The organism is Streptomyces sp. NPDC094143 (assembly GCF_040303825.1).
GTDB lineage: Bacteria > Actinomycetota > Actinomycetes > Streptomycetales > Streptomycetaceae > Streptomyces.
Genome location: NZ_JBEOTZ010000011.1, coordinates 127560 through 147208 on the forward strand (window position 1 = coordinate 127560; position 19649 = coordinate 147208).

Consider the following 19649-nt stretch of genomic DNA (forward strand, 5'->3'; position numbering starts at 1 on the left):
GCGATCCGCGATGCGTTGTACAACGTAAGCTGTACCGGTCCCGAAACACGGCAATCAGGGCGATAATGCGCGACACCGCTCGTCGGGTCGCCGTGCGGACGGTCGGGCGGCGTGTCCGAAATAGTGTGTATTGGGTCGGCAGTGTAGAACGGGAGATGTGACGGCGATGGCTACGGAAACTCCCCAGCTCCACGCAGCACGTGCCGTCCCCGCGCCGGGCAGCCGGCGGTGACGGGAACCGGCACGGCGCGCGCCCTCGACCCGGAGCGCGGCACCCTCGGCAAGGCCGCGGGCGAGAACTTCCCGGTGGCCCCCTTCTTCCTGCCCCGGGTCTGGCGCACCGACCTCATGGCCGTCTACGGCTTCGCCCGCCTCGTCGACGACATCGGCGACGGTGACCTCGCCCCCGGCGGTGCCGACGCCCGGCTGCTCGGGGTCTCCCCGCAGGAGGCCGACGACCGGCTGGTCCTGCTCGACGCCTTCGAGGCCGACCTGCGCCGGGTCTTCGACGGCACGCCCCGCCACCCGCTGCTGCGCCGCCTGCAGCCGACCGTCCGCCGCCGCTCCCTGGCCCCCGAGCCGTTCCTCGGCCTGATCGCCGCCAACCGCCAGGACCAGCTGGTCGGCCGCTACGAGACCTACGACGACCTGCTCGCCTACTGCGAGCTCTCGGCCAACCCGGTGGGGCGCCTCGTCCTCGCCGTCACCGGCACCTCCACGCCCGAGCGGATCCGCCGCTCCGACATGATCTGCACCGCCCTGCAGATCGTCGAGCACCTCCAGGACGTGGCCGAGGACCTCGGCCGGGACCGGGTGTACCTGCCCGCCGCCGACCTGAAGCGTTTCCACGTCGAGGAGGAGGATCTCGCCGCGGACACCGCCGGCGCCCCGGTCCGCGCGCTGATCGCGTACGAGGCGCAACGGGCCCGGGATCTGCTGAATGAGGGCGCCCCCCTGGTGGGTAGCGTCCACGGCAGACTGAAGCTGCTGCTCGCCGGGTTCGTGGCGGGAGGAAGGGCGGCTCTGCACGCGATCGCCGCCGCCGACTACGACGTACTTCCCGGCCCGCCCAAGCCCGGCAAGGTCCGCTTGCTGCGTGAGGTGGGCGTGACCCTGCGAGGAGAGGGGTGATCCGGACCGTGGAGTCGGAACCACACACATCCCCGCCGGTACTCGCCGCCTACAGCTACTGCGAGGCCGTCACCGGGCGGCAGGCCCGTAACTTCGCCTACGGCATCCGGCTGCTGCCGACGGCCCAGCGCCGGGCGATGTCGGCGCTGTACGCGTTCTCGCGGCGGGTCGACGACATCGGTGACGGCGCGCTCGCCGACGACGTCAAGGTCGCCCGGCTGGAGGAGACCCGGGCGCTGCTCACCCGCATCCGCGAGGGCGGTGTCGACGAGGACGACACCGACCCGGTCGCGGTCGCCCTCACCCACGCGGCCGGGCAGTTCCCGATCCCGCTGGGCGGCCTGGACGAACTCATCGACGGCGTCCTCATGGACGTCCGCGGCGAGACCTACGAGACCTGGGACGACCTGAAGGTGTACTGCCGCTGCGTGGCGGGCGCCATCGGGCGGCTCTCGCTCGGCGTGTTCGGCACCGAACCGGGGGCGCGCGGCGTCGAGCGCGCGCCCGAGTATGCCGACACGCTCGGTCTCGCGCTCCAGCTCACCAACATCCTCCGGGACGTCCGCGAGGACGCCGTGGAGGGCCGTACCTATCTGCCCGCCGACGATCTCGCGAAGTTCGGCTGCTCGGCCGGCTTCAGCGGGCCGAAGCCACCCGAGGGCTCCGACTTCGCGGGCCTGGTGCACTTCGAAGTGCGACGGGCCCGCGCTCTTTTCGCCGAGGGCTACCGGCTGCTGCCCATGCTCGACCGGCGCAGCGGCGCCTGCGTCGCCGCCATGGCCGGCATCTACCGCCGCCTGCTCGACCGCATCGAGCGCGACCCCGAGGCCGTGCTGCGCGGCCGGGTCTCGCTGCCCGGCCGGGAGAAGGCGTACGTCGCCGTGCGCGGGCTGTCCGGCCTGGACGCCCGGCACGTGACCCGACAGGCCGTCAGGAGGCGCGCATGACCCGCGGCACCGCCCTCGGCGGAAAGCGGCGGGCAACCCTCCGGCCGGGGCCCGCGTCCCTGACACAGACGGCCGGCCGCGCACGGTCCGGGCAGCACGGCCGCCGCACAGGGGAGGGCGCGTGATGAGCACACGGTCCCACGGACCGGTCGCGGACGGCCGGCACACCGTCGTGGTGGGCGGCGGGCTCGCCGGCGTCACCACCGCGCTCGCGCTCGCCGACGCCGGAGTGCGCGTCACCCTGCTGGAGGGCCGGCCCCGGCTCGGCGGCCTGGCCTTCTCCTTCCAGCGCGGCGACCTCACCGTCGACAACGGCCAGCACGTGTACCTGCGCTGCTGCACCGCCTACCGCTGGTTCCTCGACCGCATCGAGGGAGCGGCGCTGGCCCCGCTGCAGGACCGGCTCAACGTCCCCGTCGTGGACCTCGCGCGGCCCGAAGGGCGGCGGCTCGGCAGGCTGCGGCGCGAAGCGCTGCCCGTGCCCCTGCACCTGGGCCGCAGCCTCGCCACCTATCCGCACCTGTCGCTGGCCGAGCGCGCCCGGGTGGGCCGGGCGGCGCTCGCGCTGAAGGGGCTCGACCTCGCCGACCCGGCGCTCGACACGCAGGACTTCGGCAGCTGGCTCGCCGCGCACGGCCAGTCGCCGCGCGCCGTCGAGGCCCTGTGGGACCTGGTCGGCGTCGCCACCCTCAACGCGGTCGCGTCGCAGGCCTCCCTGGGGCTCGCCGCGATGGTGTTCAAGACCGGTCTGCTGTCCGACCCGGGCGCGGCCGACATCGGCTGGGCGCGTGTCCCGCTGGGCGACCTGCACGACCGGCTGGCCCGCAAGGCCCTGGACTCCGCGGGCGTCCGCACCGAGGTCCGTACCCGCGTCACCTCCGTCTCCCGGAACGCGGACGGCGGGTGGAGCGTCCAGGTTCCCGGCGAGACGCTCGACGCCGACGCCGTCGTGCTCGCCGTACCGCAGCGCGAGGCGCACGACCTGCTGCCCCAGGGCGCCCTCGACGCGCCCGAGCGGCTCCTGGAGATCGGCACCGCGCCGATCCTCAACGTCCATGTGGTGTACGACCGCAAGGTCCTCGCCCGGCCCTTCCTCACCGCCCTCGGCACGCCGGTCCAGTGGGTGTTCGACCGGACCGAGGCGTCCGGGCTGCGCTCCGGGCAGTACCTGGCCCTGTCCCAGTCGGCGGCCCAGGACGAGATCGACGCGCCCGTCGCCGTCCTGCGCGAGCGGTACCTGCCCGAGCTGGAGCGGCTGCTGCCGCTGACCCGGGGCGCCGAGGTGAAGGACTTCTTCGTCACCCGGGAGCGCACCGCGACGTTCGCTCCCACCCCCGGCGTCGGGCGCCTCAGGCCCGGCGCCCGCACCAAGGCAACCGGCCTGTGCCTGGCCGGAGCGTGGACCGCCACCGGGTGGCCCGCGACCATGGAGAGTGCGGTCCGCAGCGGTGTGAGCGCGGCGGACGCCGTGCTGGGCGCCCTGGGCCGGCCCCGCCCCCGTCACCTCTTCGACTTCGAGGAGGCGGCGTGATGCCGGCCCAGGCCGGCGCGGCGGGCGGCGGCCCCCGCACCCCCGGTACCGCAACAAGAGGAGAGACTGTGCCCACTGTGCCCCCGGCCTCGAGGACTGCCGAGGCGGTGGACGTGACCGCGCTGCTGGAGCGCGGCCGGACCCTGGCCACTCCGGTGCTGCGGGCGGCCGTCGACCGTCTGGCCCCTCCCATGGACACGGTCGCCGCCTACCACTTCGGCTGGATCGACGCCCAGGGCAGGCCAGCCGAGGGCGACGGCGGCAAGGCCGTGCGCCCCGCCCTCGCGGTGCTGTCCGCCGAGGTCATGTCAGCCGCTCCCGAGACCGGCGTCCCCGGCGCCGTCGCCGTGGAGCTCGTCCACAACTTCTCCCTCCTCCACGACGACCTCATGGACGGCGACGAACAGCGCCGCCACCGCGACACGGTGTGGAAGGTGCACGGCCCCGCCCAGGCCATCCTGGTCGGCGACGCCCTGTTCGCCCTCGCGGGCGAGGTGCTCCTCGAACTCGGCACCGTCGACGCCGGCCGCGCCACCCGCCGCCTGACCACCGCCACCCGCGCCCTGATCGACGGCCAGGCCCAGGACATCTCCTACGAGCACCGCGACCGCGTCAGCGTCGAGGAGTGCCTGGAGATGGAGGGCAACAAGACCGGCGCCCTGCTCGCCTGCGCCAGCTCCATCGGCGCCGTCCTCGGCGGCGCCGACGACCGCACCGCCGACTCGCTGGAGAAGTACGGCTACCACCTGGGCCTCGCCTTCCAGGCCGTCGACGACCTGCTCGGCATCTGGGGCGACCCGGTCTCCACCGGCAAGCAGACCTGGAGCGACCTGCGCCAGCGCAAGAAGTCCCTGCCGGTCGTCGCCGCGCTCGCGGCCGGCGGCCCCGCCTCGGAGCGGCTCGGCGAGATCCTCGCCGCCGACGCCAAGGCCAGCGACTTGGAGAACTTCTCCGAGGAGGAGTTCGCGGCCCGCGCCGCCCTCATCGAGGAGGCCGGCGGCCGCGAGTGGACCGCCGACGAGGCACGCCGTCAGCACACCATCGCCATCGAGGCCCTCGACGCCGTGGACATGCCCGAACGGGTGCGGGAACAGTTCACGGCGCTCGCGGACTTCGTCGTCGTACGGAAGAGATGATCACTATCGGCCGAATAACCCTCGCGTAGTCGCCGGCCGGTGCCGCGAGCCAGCACGGAGCACCGGCCGACGGCGGACCCACAGCAGCTGCACACCTTGCACCACTGCACGAAGGGGAAGCCATGACAGCGACGACCGACGGAAGCACCGGGGCCCTGCCACCCCGCGCCGCCGCGGCCAGCGACACCGACACGGACACCCCCGGGGCGGCCGGGGTACCCGAAGCCGCCGCCCGCGCCGCCCGGCGCGCCACCGACTTCCTGCTCTCCCGCCAGGACGCCCAGGGCTGGTGGAAGGGCGACCTCGAGACCAACGTCACGATGGACGCCGAGGACCTGCTGCTCCGCCAGTTCCTCGGCATCCGCGACGAGAAGACCACGCAGGCCGCCGCGCTCTTCATCCGCGGCGAGCAGCGCGCGGACGGCACCTGGGCCACCTTCTACGGCGGCCCCGGCGAACTCTCCGCCACCATCGAGGCCTACGTCGCCCTCCGCCTGGCCGGGGACGCGCCCGACGCCCCGCACATGGCGAAGGCCTCCGCCTGGATCCGCGCGCGGGGCGGCATCGCCGCCGCCCGGGTCTTCACCCGCATCTGGCTGGCCCTGTTCGGCTGGTGGAAGTGGGAGGACCTGCCCGAACTCCCGCCGGAGCTCATCTTCTTCCCCACGTGGGTGCCGCTCAACATCTACGACTTCGGCTGCTGGGCCCGCCAGACCATCGTCCCGCTGACGGTCGTCTCCGCGAAGCGCCCGGTCCGCCCTGCCCCCTTCCCGCTCGACGAGCTGCACACCGACCCGCGGCAGCCGAACCCGGCCAAACCCCTCGCGTCTCCGCTCAGTTGGGACGGAGCCTTCCAGCGGATGGACCGGGGCCTGCACGCCCTGCGGAAGGTCGCTCCGCGCAGACTCCGCGAGGCCGCCATGAGAAGCGCCGCCCGCTGGATCATCGAACGGCAGGAGAACGACGGCTGCTGGGGCGGCATCCAGCCTCCGGCCGTGTACTCGATCATCGCCCTGCACCTGCTCGGCTACGACCTCCAGCACCCCGTGATGCGCGCAGGGCTCGCGTCCCTCGACCGGTTCGCCGTGTGGCGCGAGGACGGGGCCCGGATGATCGAGGCCTGCCAGTCGCCGGTGTGGGACACCTGCCTCGCCGCGATCGCGCTGGTCGACGCCGGGCTGCCCGCCGACCACCCGCAGTTGGTGAAGGCGGCCGACTGGATGCTGGGCGAGGAGATCGTCCGGCCCGGTGACTGGTCGGTGCGGCGGCCCCAACTGCCGCCCGGAGGGTGGGCGTTCGAGTTCCACAATGACAACTACCCCGACATCGACGACACCGCCGAGGTGATCCTCGCGCTGCGCCGGATCGCCCACCACGACCCGGAGCGGGTCGACCGTGCCATCGGCCGGGGCCTGCGCTGGACGCTCGGGATGCAGTCGAGGAACGGGGCGTGGGCCGCCTTCGACGTCGACAACACCAGCCCCTTCCCCAACCGGCTGCCGTTCTGCGACTTCGGCGAGGTCATCGACCCGCCCTCCGCCGACGTCACCGCGCACGTCGTCGAGATGCTCGCCGTCGAGGGCCTCGCCCACGACTCGCGCACCCGGCGCGGCATCGAGTGGCTGCTGGCCGAACAGGAGCCGGACGGTTCCTGGTTCGGGCGTTGGGGCGTCAACTACGTCTACGGCACCGGGTCCGTCGTCCCGGCCCTGGTCGCGGCCGGCATCCCCGCCGCGCACCCGGCGATCCGGCGGGCGGTGGCCTGGCTGGAGTCGGTGCAGAACGACGACGGCGGCTGGGGCGAGGACCTGCGCTCCTACCAGGACATCGCGCGGTGGAGCGGCAGGGGTGCCTCGACCGCCTCCCAGACGGCCTGGGCGCTGATGGCGCTGCTCGCGGCGGGCGAGCGGAACTCCAAGACCGTCGAACGCGGCGTCGCGTGGCTCGCCGCCACCCAGCGGGAGGACGGCTCCTGGGACGAGCCCTACTTCACCGGCACCGGCTTCCCCTGGGACTTCTCGATCAACTACCACCTCTACCGCCAGGTGTTCCCGCTGACGGCGCTCGGCCGGTACCTCCACGGAGAGCCCTTCGCCGACCGGGTCAAGGGGAACTGATGGGGGCACGGCCCGCCCCGGCCCCGCTGCTGATCGCCTGCGCGCTCGGCATCGAGCAGTTCGCCCTGCGCGCCGGCGGGCGGGGCGGCGCCGGCGGTCCGGTCACCGTGCTGCGGACCGGCATGGGACCGGCGGCGGCCGAGCGGGCCGTGACGCGGGTGCTGGCCGACCCGGCGCTGCGCGACGCCGCCGTGCTGGCCACCGGCTTCTGCGCGGGGCTCGCGCCCGGCATGCACCCCGGTGACCTGGTGGTCGCCGAGGAGACCCGCGACCCACGCTCGACGACCCCCTGCGTCGGGACGGAACTGCTGGTCGAGGAGCTGGGCCGGGCGGCGCCCGGGCGGACCGTGCACACCGGGCCGCTGACCGGCTCCGACCACGTCGTGCGCGGCCACGAGCGGTCCGCCCTGCTCGCGACCGGCGCGATCGCCGTCGACATGGAGTCGGCGGCCACGCTCCTGAGCGCCGTGCGCGCGGGCGAGCGCCCGGTTGCGGCCGTCCGGGTGGTCGTGGACGCTCCTGAACATGAGCTCGTCCGGATCGGCACGGTGCGCGGTGGAATATCAGCTTTCCGTGTTCTTCGCTCGGTCCTTCCCGCTTTCTTCGAATGGCACCGTTCCTTGCTGCTCCCCAGGAGGTGAGCCAGATGGCCATGCCGCTCCGACAGTCCATCAAGGTCGCTACGTACTTGGCTGAACAGAAGCTCCGGCGGCGGGACAAGTTCCCCCTGATCGTCGAGTTGGAGCCGCTGTTCGCCTGCAACCTCAAGTGCGAGGGCTGCGGCAAGATCCAGCACCCGGCCGGGGTGCTCAAACAGCGGATGCCGGTCGCCCAGGCGGTGGGGGCGGTCATGGAGTCCGGCGCCCCCATGGTGTCCATCGCCGGCGGCGAGCCGCTGATGCATCCGCAGATCGACGAGATCGTGCGTCAGCTCGTGGCCAAGCGCAAATACGTCTTCCTCTGCACCAACGCCATGCTGCTGCGCAAGAAGATGGACAAGTTCACGCCGTCGCCCTACTTCGCCTTCGCGGTGCACATCGACGGACTGCGCGAGCGGCACGACGAGTCCGTGGCCAAGGAAGGCGTGTTCGACGAGGCGGTGGAGGCGATCAAGGAGGCCAAGCGGCGCGGCTTCCGGGTCACCACCAACTCCACCTTCTTCAACACCGACACCCCGCAGACCATCGTCGAGGTGCTGAACTTCCTCAACGACGACCTCCAGGTCGACGAGATGATGATCTCCCCCGCCTACGCCTACGAGAAGGCCCCCGACCAGGAGCACTTCCTCGGCGTGGAGCAGACCCGGGAGCTGTTCAAGAAGGCCTTCGCGGGCGGCAACCGGCGACGCTGGCGGCTCAACCACTCCCCGCTCTTCCTGGACTTCCTGGAGGGCAAGGTCGACTTCCCGTGCACGGCGTGGGCGATCCCGAACTACTCCCTCTTCGGCTGGCAGCGCCCCTGCTACCTGATGAGCGACGGGTACGTGCCGACCTACCGGGAGCTGGTCGAGGAGACCGACTGGGACAAGTACGGCCGCGGCAAGGACCCGCGCTGCGCCAACTGCATGGCGCACTGCGGCTACGAGCCCACCGCCGTCCTCGCCACCATGGGCTCGTTGAAGGAGTCCCTGCGCGCCATGCGCGAGACGGTCTCCGGGAACCGGGAGTGAGGACGTGACGGCCATCGAGCTGGGCGTCCCCGAGGTGCCCCTCCGGCCGGTCGCCCAGCGGCGCGTGTCGCGGCGGATCCAGGTCGGTCCGGTGCCGGTCGGGGGCGGGGCCCCGGTGTCGGTGCAGTCGATGACGACGACCCGCACCTCGGACGTCGGCGCCACGTTGCAGCAGATCGCCGAACTCACCGCGTCCGGCTGCCAGATCGTCCGGGTCGCCTGTCCCACGCAGGACGACGCTGACGCGCTGGCGACCATCGCCCGCAAGTCGCAGATCCCGGTGATCGCCGACATCCACTTCCAGCCGAAGTACGTGTTCGCGGCCATCGAGGCGGGCTGCGCCGCCGTCCGCGTCAACCCGGGCAACATCAAGGAGTTCGACGACCGCATCAAGGAGATCGCCCGGGCGGCCAAGGACCACGGCACCCCGATCAGGATCGGCGTCAACGCCGGATCGCTGGACCGCAGGCTGCTGCAGAAGTACGGCAGGGCCACCCCGGAGGCGCTGGTGGAGAGCGCGTTGTGGGAGGCCTCGCTGTTCGAGGAGCACGACTTCCGCGACCTCAAGATCTCCGTCAAGCACAACGACCCGGTCGTGATGATCGAGGCCTACCGGCAGCTCGCCGAGCAGTGCGACTACCCGCTGCACCTCGGCGTGACCGAGGCCGGCCCCGCGTTCCAGGGCACGATCAAGTCGGCGGTGGCGTTCGGGGCGCTGCTGTCGCGGGGCATCGGCGACACGATCCGGGTGTCGCTGAGCGCGCCGCCGGTCGAGGAGGTCAAGGTCGGCATCCAGATCCTGCAGTCGCTGGGGCTCAGGGAACGCCGGCTGGAGATCGTCTCCTGCCCCTCCTGCGGACGCGCCCAGGTCGATGTGTACAGGCTGGCCGAGGAGGTCACGACCGGGCTGGAGGGCATGGAGGTGCCGCTGCGCGTCGCCGTCATGGGGTGCGTGGTCAACGGGCCCGGCGAGGCGCGGGAGGCCGATCTGGGGGTGGCCTCCGGCAACGGCAAGGGGCAGATCTTCGTCAGGGGCGAGGTCGTCACGACCGTCCCCGAGACGAGGATCGTCGAGACGCTGATCGAAGAGGCGATGAAGCTCGCCGAGCAGATGGAGCAGGACGGCGTGGGGCCGGGGGAGCCGGCCGTCACCGTGAGCTGAGCAGCACGGAACCGAAGGGGGCCCGAGCGTGACGATTCTGGAGAGCATCCGGGGACCACGCGACCTGAAGGCGCTGTCCGAGGCCGAACTGGGGGAACTGTCCGACGAGATCAGGGAGTTCCTGGTGCACGCGGTCGCCAGAACCGGCGGCCATCTGGGACCCAACCTGGGCGTGGTCGAACTGACCGTCGCCCTGCACCGGGTCTTCGAGTCGCCGGCCGACCGCATCCTGTGGGACACCGGCCACCAGAGCTACGTCCACAAGCTGCTGACCGGACGCCAGGACTTCTCCAAGCTGCGCGGCAAGGGCGGCCTGTCCGGCTACCCCTCGCGCGAGGAGTCCGAGCACGACGTCATCGAGAACAGCCACGCCTCCACGGCGCTCGGCTGGGCCGACGGCCTCGCCAAGGCCCGGCAGGTGCAGGGGGAGAAGGGGCACGTCGTCGCGGTCATCGGCGACGGCGCCCTCACCGGCGGCATGGCCTGGGAGGCCCTGAACAACATCGCGGCCGCGAAGAACCGTCCGCTGATCATCGTCGTCAACGACAACGAGCGCTCCTACGCGCCGACCATCGGCGGCCTCGCCGACCACCTCGCGACGCTGCGCACCACCGACGGCTACGAACGGGTCCTCGCCTGGGGCAAGGACGTGCTCCAGGCCACCCCGCTGGTCGGCACCACCCTCTACGAGGCCCTGCACGGCGCCAAGAAGGGCTTCAAGGACGCGTTCGCCCCCCAGGGCCTCTTCGAGGACCTGGGACTGAAGTACGTCGGCCCGATCGACGGACACGACATCGGGGCCGTGGAGTCCGCGCTGCGCCGCGCCAAGCGCTTCCACGGGCCGGTCCTCGTGCACTGCCTCACGGAGAAGGGCCGCGGCTACGAACCCGCCCTCGCGCACGAGGAGGACCACTTCCACACCGTCGGCGTGATGGACCCGCTGACCTGCGCGCCCCTCTCGCCCGCCGGCGGCCCGTCCTGGACGTCCGTGTTCGGCGACGAGATGGTCCGGATCGGCGAGGAGCGCGCGGACGTCGTGGCGATAACCGCCGCCATGCTGCACCCGGTGGGTCTCGGCCGGTTCGCCGAGCGGTTCCCGGACCGGGTGTGGGACGTCGGGATCGCCGAGCAGCACGCGGCCGTCTCCGCGGCAGGGCTGGCGACGGGCGGCCTGCACCCGGTCGTCGCCGTCTACGCCACCTTCCTCAACCGCGCCTTCGACCAGCTCCTGATGGACGTGGCCCTGCACCGCTGCGGGGTGACCTTCGTCCTGGACCGGGCCGGCGTCACCGGCGTCGACGGGGCCTCCCACAACGGCATGTGGGACCTGTCCGTCCTCCAGGTCGTCCCGGGCCTGCGCATCGCCGCGCCGCGCGACGCGGAGCAGCTGCGGGCCCAGCTGCGCGAGGCGGTCGCCGTCGACGACGCGCCGACCCTGGTGCGTTTCCCGAAGGAGTCGGTGGGCCCGGACATCCCCGCCGTCGACCGCGTGGGCGGACTGGACGTGCTGCACCGTGCGCCCGAGCCGCGGGTGCTGCTGGTGGCCGTGGGCGTGATGGCGTCCGTCTGCCTCCAGGCCGCCGAGCTGCTGGAAGCCCGCGGCATCGGCTGCACCGTCGTCGACCCGCGCTGGGTCAAGCCCGTCGACCCGGCACTGCCCGCACTCGCCGCCGAGCACCGCATGGTCGCCGTCGTCGAGGACAACAGCCGGGCCGCCGGGGTCGGCTCGGCCGTGGCACTGGCCCTCGGAGACGCCGAAGTCGACGTGCCCGTACGGCGGTTCGGCATCCCGGAGCAGTTCCTCGCGCACGCCAAGCGCGCCGAGGTGCTCGCCGACATCGGCCTGACGCCCGTCGAGATCGCCGGACGGATCAGCGCGAGCCTCACCGTCAAGGAAGAGCTGTCCAAGGAGCCACAGGAATGACAACCGCCGAATCCGCGTCGGAGTCGTCGCGGGCCGCAGAGTTCGACCTCGGCAGGCTGCTGGCCGAGCGCGGGCCCGAGCGCTACGAGCTGCACACCCGGTACCTCAACCACCAGCTCCCGCGCATGCTGCACACCATCGGCTTCGACAAGGTCTACGAGCGCGCCGAGGGCGCCTACTTCTACGACGCGGACGGCAACGACTACCTGGACATGCTCGCCGGGTTCGGAGTGATGGGGCTCGGCCGCCACCACCCCGTGATCCGCAAGGCGCTGCACGACGTGCTGGACGCCTCTCTCGCCGACCTCACCCGGTTCGACTGCCAGCCGCTGCCCGGCCTGCTGGCGGAGAAGCTGCTCGCGCACAGCCCGCACCTGGACCGTGTGTTCTTCGGCAACAGCGGCACCGAGGCCGTCGAGGGCGCCCTGAAGTTCGCCCGGTTCGCCACCGGCCGTCCCAGGGTCCTGTACTGCGCGCACGCCTTCCACGGCCTGACCACCGGCTCCCTCTCCGTCAACGGCGAGTCCGCCTTCCGCGACGGCTTCGCCCCGCTGCTGCCCGACACGGCCGTGCCGCTCGGCGACCTCGACGCGCTGGAGCGGGAGCTGCGCAAGGGCGACGTCGCCGCCCTGATCGTCGAGCCCATCCAGGGCAAGGGCGTGCTGCAGGCCCCGCCGGGATACCTGCTCGCCGCCCAGGAGCTGCTGCACCGGCACAAGGCGCTGCTCATCGCCGACGAGGTGCAGACGGGCCTCGGCCGCACCGGCGACTTCTACGGCTACCAGCACGAGGACGGGGTGGAACCCGACCTGGTGTGCGTGGCCAAGGCGCTGTCCGGCGGCTACGTGCCGGTCGGCGCCACGCTCGGCAAGGACTGGATCTTCAGGAAGGTCTACTCGTCCATGGACCGGGTGCTGGTCCACTCGGCGAGCTTCGGCTCGAACGCGCAGGCCATGGCGGCGGGTCTCGCCGTGCTGTCGGTGATGGAGAACGAGCAGATCGTCGCAGGCGTCCGGGCCACGGGGGAGCGGCTGAAAACCCGGCTCGCGGCGCTGACGGACCGGTACGAGATGCTCGCCGACGTCCGCGGCCGGGGCCTGATGATCGGCATCGAGTTCGGCCGGCCGAAGTCACTGAAGCTGCGCAGCCGGTGGACCATGCTCCAGGCCGCGCGCAAGGGACTGTTCGCGCAGATGGTGGTCGTACCGCTGCTGCAGCGGCACCGGATCCTCACCCAGGTCTCCGGTGACCATATGGAGGTGATCAAGCTGATCCCGCCGCTGATCATCGGGGAGCGGGAGGTGGACCGGTTCGTCGACGCGTTCACGGCCGTGATGGACGACGCCCACAACGGCGGACTGGTGTGGGACTTCGGCAAGACGCTCGTCAAGCAGGCGGTCGCCAACCGGTGAGACGGCCCCTCTTGCCTCAGGGGCAAAAAATTTGCCGCTGAGGCAACACTTCGGCTGAATGGAGCCATGAGCTCCCCCGAGACCGAGCGGCCCCCCGGGGCCGACTCGCCGGCCGACCCGGCCGGTGCGCTGCCCGCGGTCGCGCCGCAGCTGCGGGCCCTGCGGCGCCAGGCCTCCCTGACCCTGGAGGCCGCGGCCCGCGCCGCCGGACTTTCGCCCGCCCACCTCTCCCGCCTGGAGACCGGGCAGCGCCAGCCCTCGCTGCCGATGCTGCTCACGCTCGCCCGCGTCTACGGTACGACCGTCTCCGAGCTGCTCGGTGAGACCGTCGCCGGCCGGGACGCCGTCGTGCGCGCGGCCGACATGGAACCCACCGCTGCGGGCGGCTGGACGTACTGGCAGGCCGGCGCCTCCGGCCGCGGGATGCAGGCCCTGCGGGTCCACGTCCCGTACGGCTCCCAGGGCGACATCGTGCGCGTCCACCCCGGCGAGGAGTGGCTGCACGTCCTGCGGGGCCGGCTTCGGCTGCGCCTGGGGGACACCACGCACCGGCTGGCGGCCGGCGACAGCGCCCACTTCGACTCGCTCACCCCGCACCGTATCGCCGCCGAGGACCACGACGGCGTCGACCTGCTGTTCGTCCACACCCTGCTGCAGAGCCCCACGGCCGCCCTGTGCCTGGGGCCGGCCTCCGGAGACGCGTCATGAGCGACATAGAGGACAAGTTCCCCCGCGCCCTGTGGGTGCGGCTGTTCGTCTACCTCGTCCTGGGGCACGTCTTCGCCGCGTTCGTCTACCTGCTGTTCGAGGTGGGCGCCAAGTAGCCGCCGGGCGGTGCCTCAGTCCAGGAGCCGCTCGCGCAGCCGCTCCCGGGTTTGCGAGGAGAGCTTCAGCCCCTTCTCCAGGTAGGGGTCGACGCCGCCCCAGGTCTCCTCGATGGTGTCGAAGGCGGCCGTCAGGTACTCGGCGCGCGCGTCGAACAGCGGGCTGAGCAGCTCCATGACCTCGGGGGAGTAGGCCGAGGCGTGCGAGCTGCTGCGGTGCACCTTGTAGCGGCGGTGCTTGGCGTTCGACTTCAGGTAGTCCTCGACGATGGCGTCCCGCTCGACGCCCAGGGCGAGCAGCGTCACCGCGATGGACAGGCCCGCGCGGTCCTTGCCCGCCGCGCAGTGCATCAGCGCGGGGACGCTGTCCTCGGCGAGCGCGTGCAGCACCCGGGAGTGCTCCGCGGTGCGGTCCTTGATGATCATGCGGTAGGACGCGATCATCCGGTCCGCGCCCTTGCCGTCCGCGAGGATCGCGCGCAGCTGGTCCAGGTCGCCGTCGCGGACCATCCTCCAGAACTCGGCGCCGTCGGCCGGGTCGCTCAGCGGCAGGTTCACATTGCGCACGCCCGGCAGGTCGATGTCCGGGCCTTCGAGCTTCTGGTCGGCGGCGTTGCGGAAGTCGAAGACCGTGTGCAGACCCAGCGTGGCCAGGAAGGCGGCGTCCTCCCCGGTCGCGTGCGCCAGGTGGCCGCTGCGGAACAGCACGCCCTGCCGCACCCGCCGTCCGTCCACGGTCGGCAGTCCGCCCACGTCGCGGAAGTTGCGCACTCCGGCCAGCTCGGGCTCGGTCGACGGGACCTGCTGTGTCACCTGGGCTCCTCCCCATCGGCGCCGCCGACGCGGGCTCGCCGACGGGCACCACTCGACCATACGACATGCCTGCCAGGGGCAATGAGTCGTCCACAGGCGTTGCCCGAAGCGCCCGCGGCACTCGATGATGTTGCTGCTTGATCGCACCTGGTCGCGCTTGTTCGAATCTGTGAGGGCTCGATGCTGGACATCTCCGAGGACGGTCGTACATGGGTGCTCTCCGGGCCGGCCAGCAGCTACGCCCTCCATGTCACCGACCGGCATGAACTGCTGCACCTGCACTGGGGCCCCCGGATCGCGCTCGCCGACGCCGAGGCCCTCGCCGCGCGCCCGCTGCCGGAGTACTGGCCGTTCGAGTCCCCGCTCGACGGCCGCGAGGAGTACCCGGCCGAGGGCGGCCCCCGGTTCGTCCACCCCGCCCTGTCCGTGCGCACCGCCGGGCGGCGCGGCACCGAGTGGGTCCACGAGGGGCACGACACCGAGGACGGCGAGCTGCGCCTGCGCTTCCGTGACGACGGCCTGACCGTCACCCTGCACTACCGGATGCGCCCCTCCTCGGACGTCGTCGAGCGCTGGGTGACCCTGGACAACCGGGGACCGCAGGCCGAGGTGCTGCGCGCCGACTCCGCCACCTGGACCCTGCCCGACCGCGACACCTGGCGGCTGTCCCAGCTGCACGGCCGCTGGGGCGCCGAGTCCCGGCTGGTGCGCTCCGAACTGACCTACGGCGAGAAGGTGATCGGCAGCCGGCGCGGCCACACCGGACACCAGCATCTGCCCTGGGTCGCCCTCGACACCGGCGCGACCGAGGAGCACGGCGAGGTCTACGGCTGCGCCCTGGGCTGGTCCGGCTCCTGGCGGATCTCCGTGGCGCGGCTCCCCGACGCGCGCGTGCAGATCACCGGCGGCGCCGGCCACGACGACTCGGGCCTGCTGACGCTGGGCACGGGCGAGTCGTACACGACCCCCGTCTTCGCCGGGCTGTGGAGCGACGGCGGCTTCGGCGGGGCGAGCCGCGCCTGGCACGCCTACCAGCGGGCGTACGTGATCCCGGACGCCGGGCAGGACCGGCCGGTGCTGTTCAACTCCTGGGAGGCCACCGAGTTCGACATCTCCGAGGAGCGGCAGCGGGCGCTCGCCGAGCGGGCCGCCGCCCTGGGGGTCGAGCTGTTCGTCGTCGACGACGGCTGGTTCGGGGCACGCACCAGCGACCGGGCGGGGCTCGGCGACTGGACGCCCAACCCCGACCGCTTCCCCGGCGGGCTGAAGCCGCTCGCCGACCATGTGCACGGCCTCGGCATGCGGTTCGGCATCTGGGTCGAGCCCGAGATGGTGAACCCGGACAGCGACCTGTACCGCGCCCACCCGGACTGGGTGCAGTACCAACCAGGACGAAACCGGACTGAGTTCCGCAATCAGCTCGTACTGAACCTGGCCCGGGAGGACGTCCAGGAGTACCTGTGGGAGCAGCTCGACGGGCTCCTCTCCAGCGCCCCGATCGACTACGTCAAGTGGGACTTCAACCGCTGCTTCACCGACGCCGGCTGGCCCGGCGACCCCTACCCGCAGCGGCTCTGGGTCGACCACGTCCGCGCCCTGTACGCCCTGTTGGACCGGTTGCGGGCCGCCCACCCGGGCGTGGCCTTCGAGTCCTGCTCGGGCGGCGGCGGCCGGATCGACCTCGGCGTGCTGAGCCGTACGGACCAGGTGTGGACCTCCGACAACACCGATCCGCTCGACCGGCTCGCCATCCAGCACGGCTTCAGCCAGATCCACCCCGCGCGCGTGATGGCCGCCTGGGTCACCGACAGTCCGAACGCCATGCTCAACCACCGGGCCAGTTCCCTGCGGTTCCGGTTCGTCAGCGCCATGGCCGGGGTGCTCGGGGTCGGCGGCGACCTCACGAAGTGGACGGAGGAGGAGCTCGCCGAGGCGCGGGAGTGGGTGGGGCGCTACAAGGAGATCCGCCCCGTGGTGCAGCGCGGTGACCTCCATCGGCTGCGGCCCCCGGAGGGCGGACTGAGCGCCGTGCAGTACGTCCTCGGTGACGAGACCGTGGTCCTCGCCTGGCTCCAGGCGCAGCGCTACGGCGAGCCCGTGCCGGCGCTCCGGCTGCGTGGGGTGGATCCGGCGGCGACGTACGAATGCCTCGAAACGGGCGAACTGCATCGAGGGGCCGTCCTGCTGCACCACGGGCTGCGGGTCGGTCTGCGCGGAGATCTGGACGCCGCCGTGGTCCACCTTAAGCGGAAGTAGCCCTTCTTGTCCGAATAAGGTGCTTCAGTCGCTTCGTCATAACGTGCCCCGGTCGTAGAGGAGATGGGGCCGGGGTGCGTGACCATCGTCATATTCGTGACGATGCGTTGTCGCCATGTGCACGTAATCAACGCGTTATTCAGGGCGATTGAGGAAATCCGGAGATCCGCAATCCACGCTCGGTGACGGGAAATGTGCCGACGCGTCGAGGAAAACGCCTTCACAGGCAACCCCAAGCTTGTCCCGTCGCGTCCTGGTCGCTTACGTTCCACACCAATCCGGACGGACGCCTAATCCTGCCGCCGCCCGGAGCCCGCACACACTGACCCGACGTACGGCAGGAGCGGGGGACCCACAGGTAAGACGCCTGTTCCGGTTCCCGGAACGGGCTTGGGGTTAAGCCGCGCCTTGGCGCGGCCGGGCATCTCCAGCCCGCACCCGACAGCTCACCTCGCAGGCGACGGAGAGGAATTCGTCATGCCCGCGAAGGGTAAGCACCGCCGCCCCAAGACCCAGCGTTTCACCCGCTCCATCGCCGTCGCCGGAACCGGTGGAGCCGCTCTCGCCCTTCCCCTCATGGGGGCCGCCGGCGCCCACGCCGCCACCCCGCAGTCGGCTCCGGAAAAGGCCGTCCAGGCCGCCCCGGCCGCCGAGAAGAAGGCCGCGGAAAAGGGCACCGGCGCGCGCACCTACACGGTGAAGGCCGGCGACTATCTCGCGAAGATCGCCGACGACCAGAACGTCAGCGGCGGCTGGAAGAAGCTCTACTCCGACAACCGGGACGCCGTCGGCGACGACCCGTCGCTGATCCACCCGGGCCTGAAGCTCACCCTCGGCAAGAAGGCCGCCGCGAGCGCCCCCGAGGCGTCCGCGCCGTCCGCGCCAAAGGCCTCGGCCGGGAAGGCGGAGAAGGAGTCCGCGGAGAAGTCCGCGAAGTCCTCGTCCGCCGGATCGTCCGCCGGGACGGAGACCGCGGCGAAGCCGGCCGCAGCGAAGCCGGCCGCCGCCAAGCCGGCCGCCGCCAAGCCGGCCGCCCAGAGCAACGCCGGCGGTTACAGCTCGCCGGTGGACGGCGCCATCGTCGGCACCCCGTACCGCATGTCCGGCAGCATGTGGTCCAGCGGCTACCACACCGGCGTCGACTTCGTCGTCCCGACCGGCACCTCCCTCAAGGCCGTCGGCGCGGGCACGGTCGTCTCCGCCGGGTGGGGCGGCGCGTACGGCAACCAGGTCGTCATCAAGCTGAACGACGGCCACTACGCCCAGTACGCCCACCTGTCCCAGCTGTCCGTCTCGGCCGGCCAGACCGTGACGGCCGGGCAGCAGGTCGGCCTGTCCGGCGCCACCGGCAACGTCACCGGACCGCACCTGCACTTCGAGATCCGCACCGCCCCGGGCTACGGCTCGGACGTGGACCCGGTCGCCTTCCTGCGCTCCCACGGCGTCTCCGTCGGCTGACCGACCGCGCCACCAGCTGCCCGGCATGGCCTGACACGCTGACATGCCTGACATGGCAGGCACGGCTGACTCCTGACACGTCACCGAAGGCCGGACCCCGATCCCCGGGGTCCGGCCTTCGGTGTGCGCGTTCCCTGATCGGCCCATGGGGTCGACTGGGGGCGGCAGTCGGGACACAGTGATCCGACCAGCAGCGGCTCGGTGTAGCCGAAGACCAGCGGCCGGACCCCGGGTCCGCCGACGCAGCGGCGCAGCCGGGTCGTGGTGTTGTGATTGGCGCCGCTGGCGATTCACCCGGCAACACCCCTGACGCGTCGGCTATTCCGGAATTGGGGAACACTTCAGGAGTGGCTTATCTCACCGCCCGTCAACTCTTTCCTACGGTCGCGTAGGTCACATTCGAGGGTGAATCATGAGCGGCTGTGGCAGACGATTCGAAGAGTGACAGCAGAGCAGTGATCGGGTCGTACGTGGCGGTGGGGGACAGCTTCACCGAGGGCGTCGGTGATCCCGGCCCCGACGGGGCGTTCGTCGGCTGGGCCGACCGGTTCGCCGTCCTGCTCGCCGACCTCCGGCCCGAGGGCGACTTCCAGTACACCAACCTCGCCGTGCGCGGGAAACTCCTCGACCAGATCGTGGCGGACCAGGTTCCGCGGGCCATCGAGATGGCCCCGGACCTCGTGTCGTTCTGCGCCGGGGGCAACGACATCATCCGGCCCGGCACCGACCCGGACGAGGTGGCCGAGCGCTTCGAGCGGGCGCTGGCGCGGCTCACCGCGGTGGCCGGGACGGTGCTGGTGACGACCGGGTTCGACACGCGTGGCGTGCCCGTGCTCAAGCATCTGCGCGGCAAGATCGCCACGTACAACGGCCATGTCCGGGCCATCGCCGACCGGTACGGCTGCCCGGTGCTCGACCTGTGGTCCCTGCGCAGTGTGCAGGACCGCCGGGCCTGGGACGCCGACCGGCTGCACCTGTCGCCCGAGGGGCACACGCGCGTGGCGCTCCGCGCGGGGCAGGTGCTCGGTCTCGACGTGCCGGCCGATCCCGAGCAGCCCTGGCCGCCGCTGCCGCCGCGCGGCACGCTGGAGGTCCGGCGCGACGACGTGCAGTGGGCGCGGGAGTTCCTGGTGCCGTGGATCGGGCGACGGCTGCGGGGGGAGTCCTCCGGGGACCAGGTGACGGCCAAGGGGGCGTTGTCGCCGGCGGACATCCGGATGCGGATCGCCGCTGTGGCGTGAGGGCGTAGCGGGTTGCGCGTCTTCGCCT

Annotated in this window: 17 protein-coding genes and 1 riboswitch; of the genes, 16 read left to right on the forward strand and 1 reads right to left on the reverse strand. The window is 72.1% G+C overall.

All coding sequences use genetic code 11. The features are described 5' to 3' along the window. Positions 1–228: 228 nt before the first annotated feature. From hpnC to ABTZ58_RS16995, 13 genes are all read left to right on the forward strand, one after another. The gene (hpnC, locus tag ABTZ58_RS16935; protein WP_351356444.1) at positions 229–1131 is read left to right on the forward strand and encodes a squalene synthase HpnC; all 903 of its coding nucleotides are present in this window, start codon (positions 229–231) and stop codon (positions 1129–1131) included. After that, positions 1128–2078 (forward strand): presqualene diphosphate synthase HpnD, encoded by a 951-nt coding sequence (hpnD, locus tag ABTZ58_RS16940; RefSeq protein WP_351356447.1) that lies wholly within the window; start codon positions 1128–1130, stop codon positions 2076–2078. The genes hpnC and hpnD overlap by 4 nt, the downstream gene beginning before the upstream one ends. Next, positions 2075–2203, forward strand: a complete 129-nt coding sequence (locus ABTZ58_RS16945; RefSeq protein ID WP_351356450.1) for a DUF6380 family protein — start codon at positions 2075–2077, stop codon at positions 2201–2203. Before hpnD ends, ABTZ58_RS16945 begins: the two co-directional genes overlap by 4 nt. Beyond that, positions 2203–3609, forward strand: a complete 1407-nt coding sequence (gene hpnE, locus ABTZ58_RS16950) for a hydroxysqualene dehydroxylase HpnE (RefSeq protein ID WP_351356453.1) — start codon at positions 2203–2205, stop codon at positions 3607–3609. The genes ABTZ58_RS16945 and hpnE overlap by 1 nt, the downstream gene beginning before the upstream one ends. Next, positions 3609–4745, forward strand: coding sequence for a polyprenyl synthetase family protein (locus tag ABTZ58_RS16955; RefSeq protein ID WP_351356456.1), 1137 nt, complete (start codon positions 3609–3611; stop codon positions 4743–4745). Before hpnE ends, ABTZ58_RS16955 begins: the two co-directional genes overlap by 1 nt. Before the next feature lie 122 nt (positions 4746–4867). After that, on the forward strand, positions 4868–6862 hold the full coding sequence (gene shc, locus ABTZ58_RS16960) for a squalene--hopene cyclase (protein ID WP_351356459.1): 1995 nt from the start codon (positions 4868–4870) through the stop codon (positions 6860–6862). After that, positions 6862–7503: a phosphorylase family protein gene (locus tag ABTZ58_RS16965; RefSeq protein ID WP_351356462.1), complete on the forward strand. Its 642-nt coding sequence runs from the start codon at positions 6862–6864 to the stop codon at positions 7501–7503. The genes shc and ABTZ58_RS16965 overlap by 1 nt, the downstream gene beginning before the upstream one ends. A 5-nt stretch (positions 7504–7508) precedes the next feature. Beyond that, positions 7509–8531 (forward strand): adenosyl-hopene transferase HpnH, encoded by a 1023-nt coding sequence (gene hpnH, locus ABTZ58_RS16970; RefSeq protein WP_309093353.1) that lies wholly within the window; start codon positions 7509–7511, stop codon positions 8529–8531. Between the two features lie 4 nt (positions 8532–8535). After that, complete coding sequence (gene ispG / locus ABTZ58_RS16975; RefSeq protein WP_351356466.1) at positions 8536–9693, forward strand: flavodoxin-dependent (E)-4-hydroxy-3-methylbut-2-enyl-diphosphate synthase; 1158 nt, start codon at positions 8536–8538, stop codon at positions 9691–9693. 28 nt (positions 9694–9721) lie between these two features. Beyond that, on the forward strand, positions 9722–11617 hold the full coding sequence (gene dxs, locus ABTZ58_RS16980; protein ID WP_351356469.1) for a 1-deoxy-D-xylulose-5-phosphate synthase: 1896 nt from the start codon (positions 9722–9724) through the stop codon (positions 11615–11617). Next, positions 11614–13029 carry an aspartate aminotransferase family protein gene (locus ABTZ58_RS16985; RefSeq protein WP_351356472.1) on the forward strand — a complete coding sequence of 472 codons (1416 nt, stop codon included), beginning with the start codon at positions 11614–11616 and terminating at the stop codon, positions 13027–13029. Before dxs ends, ABTZ58_RS16985 begins: the two co-directional genes overlap by 4 nt. 66 nt (positions 13030–13095) lie before the next feature. Beyond that, the gene (locus ABTZ58_RS16990; RefSeq protein ID WP_351356476.1) at positions 13096–13737 is read left to right on the forward strand and encodes a helix-turn-helix domain-containing protein; all 642 of its coding nucleotides are present in this window, start codon (positions 13096–13098) and stop codon (positions 13735–13737) included. Next, positions 13734–13853 carry a DUF6126 family protein gene (locus ABTZ58_RS16995; RefSeq protein ID WP_351356479.1) on the forward strand — a complete coding sequence of 40 codons (120 nt, stop codon included), beginning with the start codon at positions 13734–13736 and terminating at the stop codon, positions 13851–13853. Before ABTZ58_RS16990 ends, ABTZ58_RS16995 begins: the two co-directional genes overlap by 4 nt. A gap of 15 nt (positions 13854–13868) precedes the next feature. Here ABTZ58_RS16995 and ABTZ58_RS17000 read toward each other — a convergent pair whose 3' ends face one another. After that, the gene (locus tag ABTZ58_RS17000) at positions 13869–14666 is read right to left on the reverse strand and encodes a tyrosine-protein phosphatase (protein WP_351356482.1); all 798 of its coding nucleotides are present in this window, start codon (positions 14664–14666) and stop codon (positions 13869–13871) included. Positions 14667–14846: 180 nt separating this feature from the next. On the opposite strand from ABTZ58_RS17000, the gene ABTZ58_RS17005 reads away from it, so the two are divergent. The 3 genes from ABTZ58_RS17005 (at position 14847) to ABTZ58_RS17020 (ending at position 19621) form a co-directional block, all read left to right on the forward strand. Continuing rightward, positions 14847–16922, forward strand: a complete 2076-nt coding sequence (locus ABTZ58_RS17005; protein WP_351356485.1) for an alpha-galactosidase — start codon at positions 14847–14849, stop codon at positions 16920–16922. 317 nt (positions 16923–17239) lie between these two features. Next, positions 17240–17395, forward strand: a riboswitch (cyclic di-AMP (ydaO/yuaA leader). Positions 17396–17399: 4 nt separating this feature from the next. Beyond that, positions 17400–18380 (forward strand): M23 family metallopeptidase, encoded by a 981-nt coding sequence (locus ABTZ58_RS17010; protein WP_351356488.1) that lies wholly within the window; start codon positions 17400–17402, stop codon positions 18378–18380. Positions 18381–18835: 455 nt separating this feature from the next. Beyond that, the gene (locus ABTZ58_RS17020; protein WP_351356709.1) at positions 18836–19621 is read left to right on the forward strand and encodes an SGNH/GDSL hydrolase family protein; all 786 of its coding nucleotides are present in this window, start codon (positions 18836–18838) and stop codon (positions 19619–19621) included. The last annotated feature ends 28 nt before the right edge of the window (positions 19622–19649 follow it).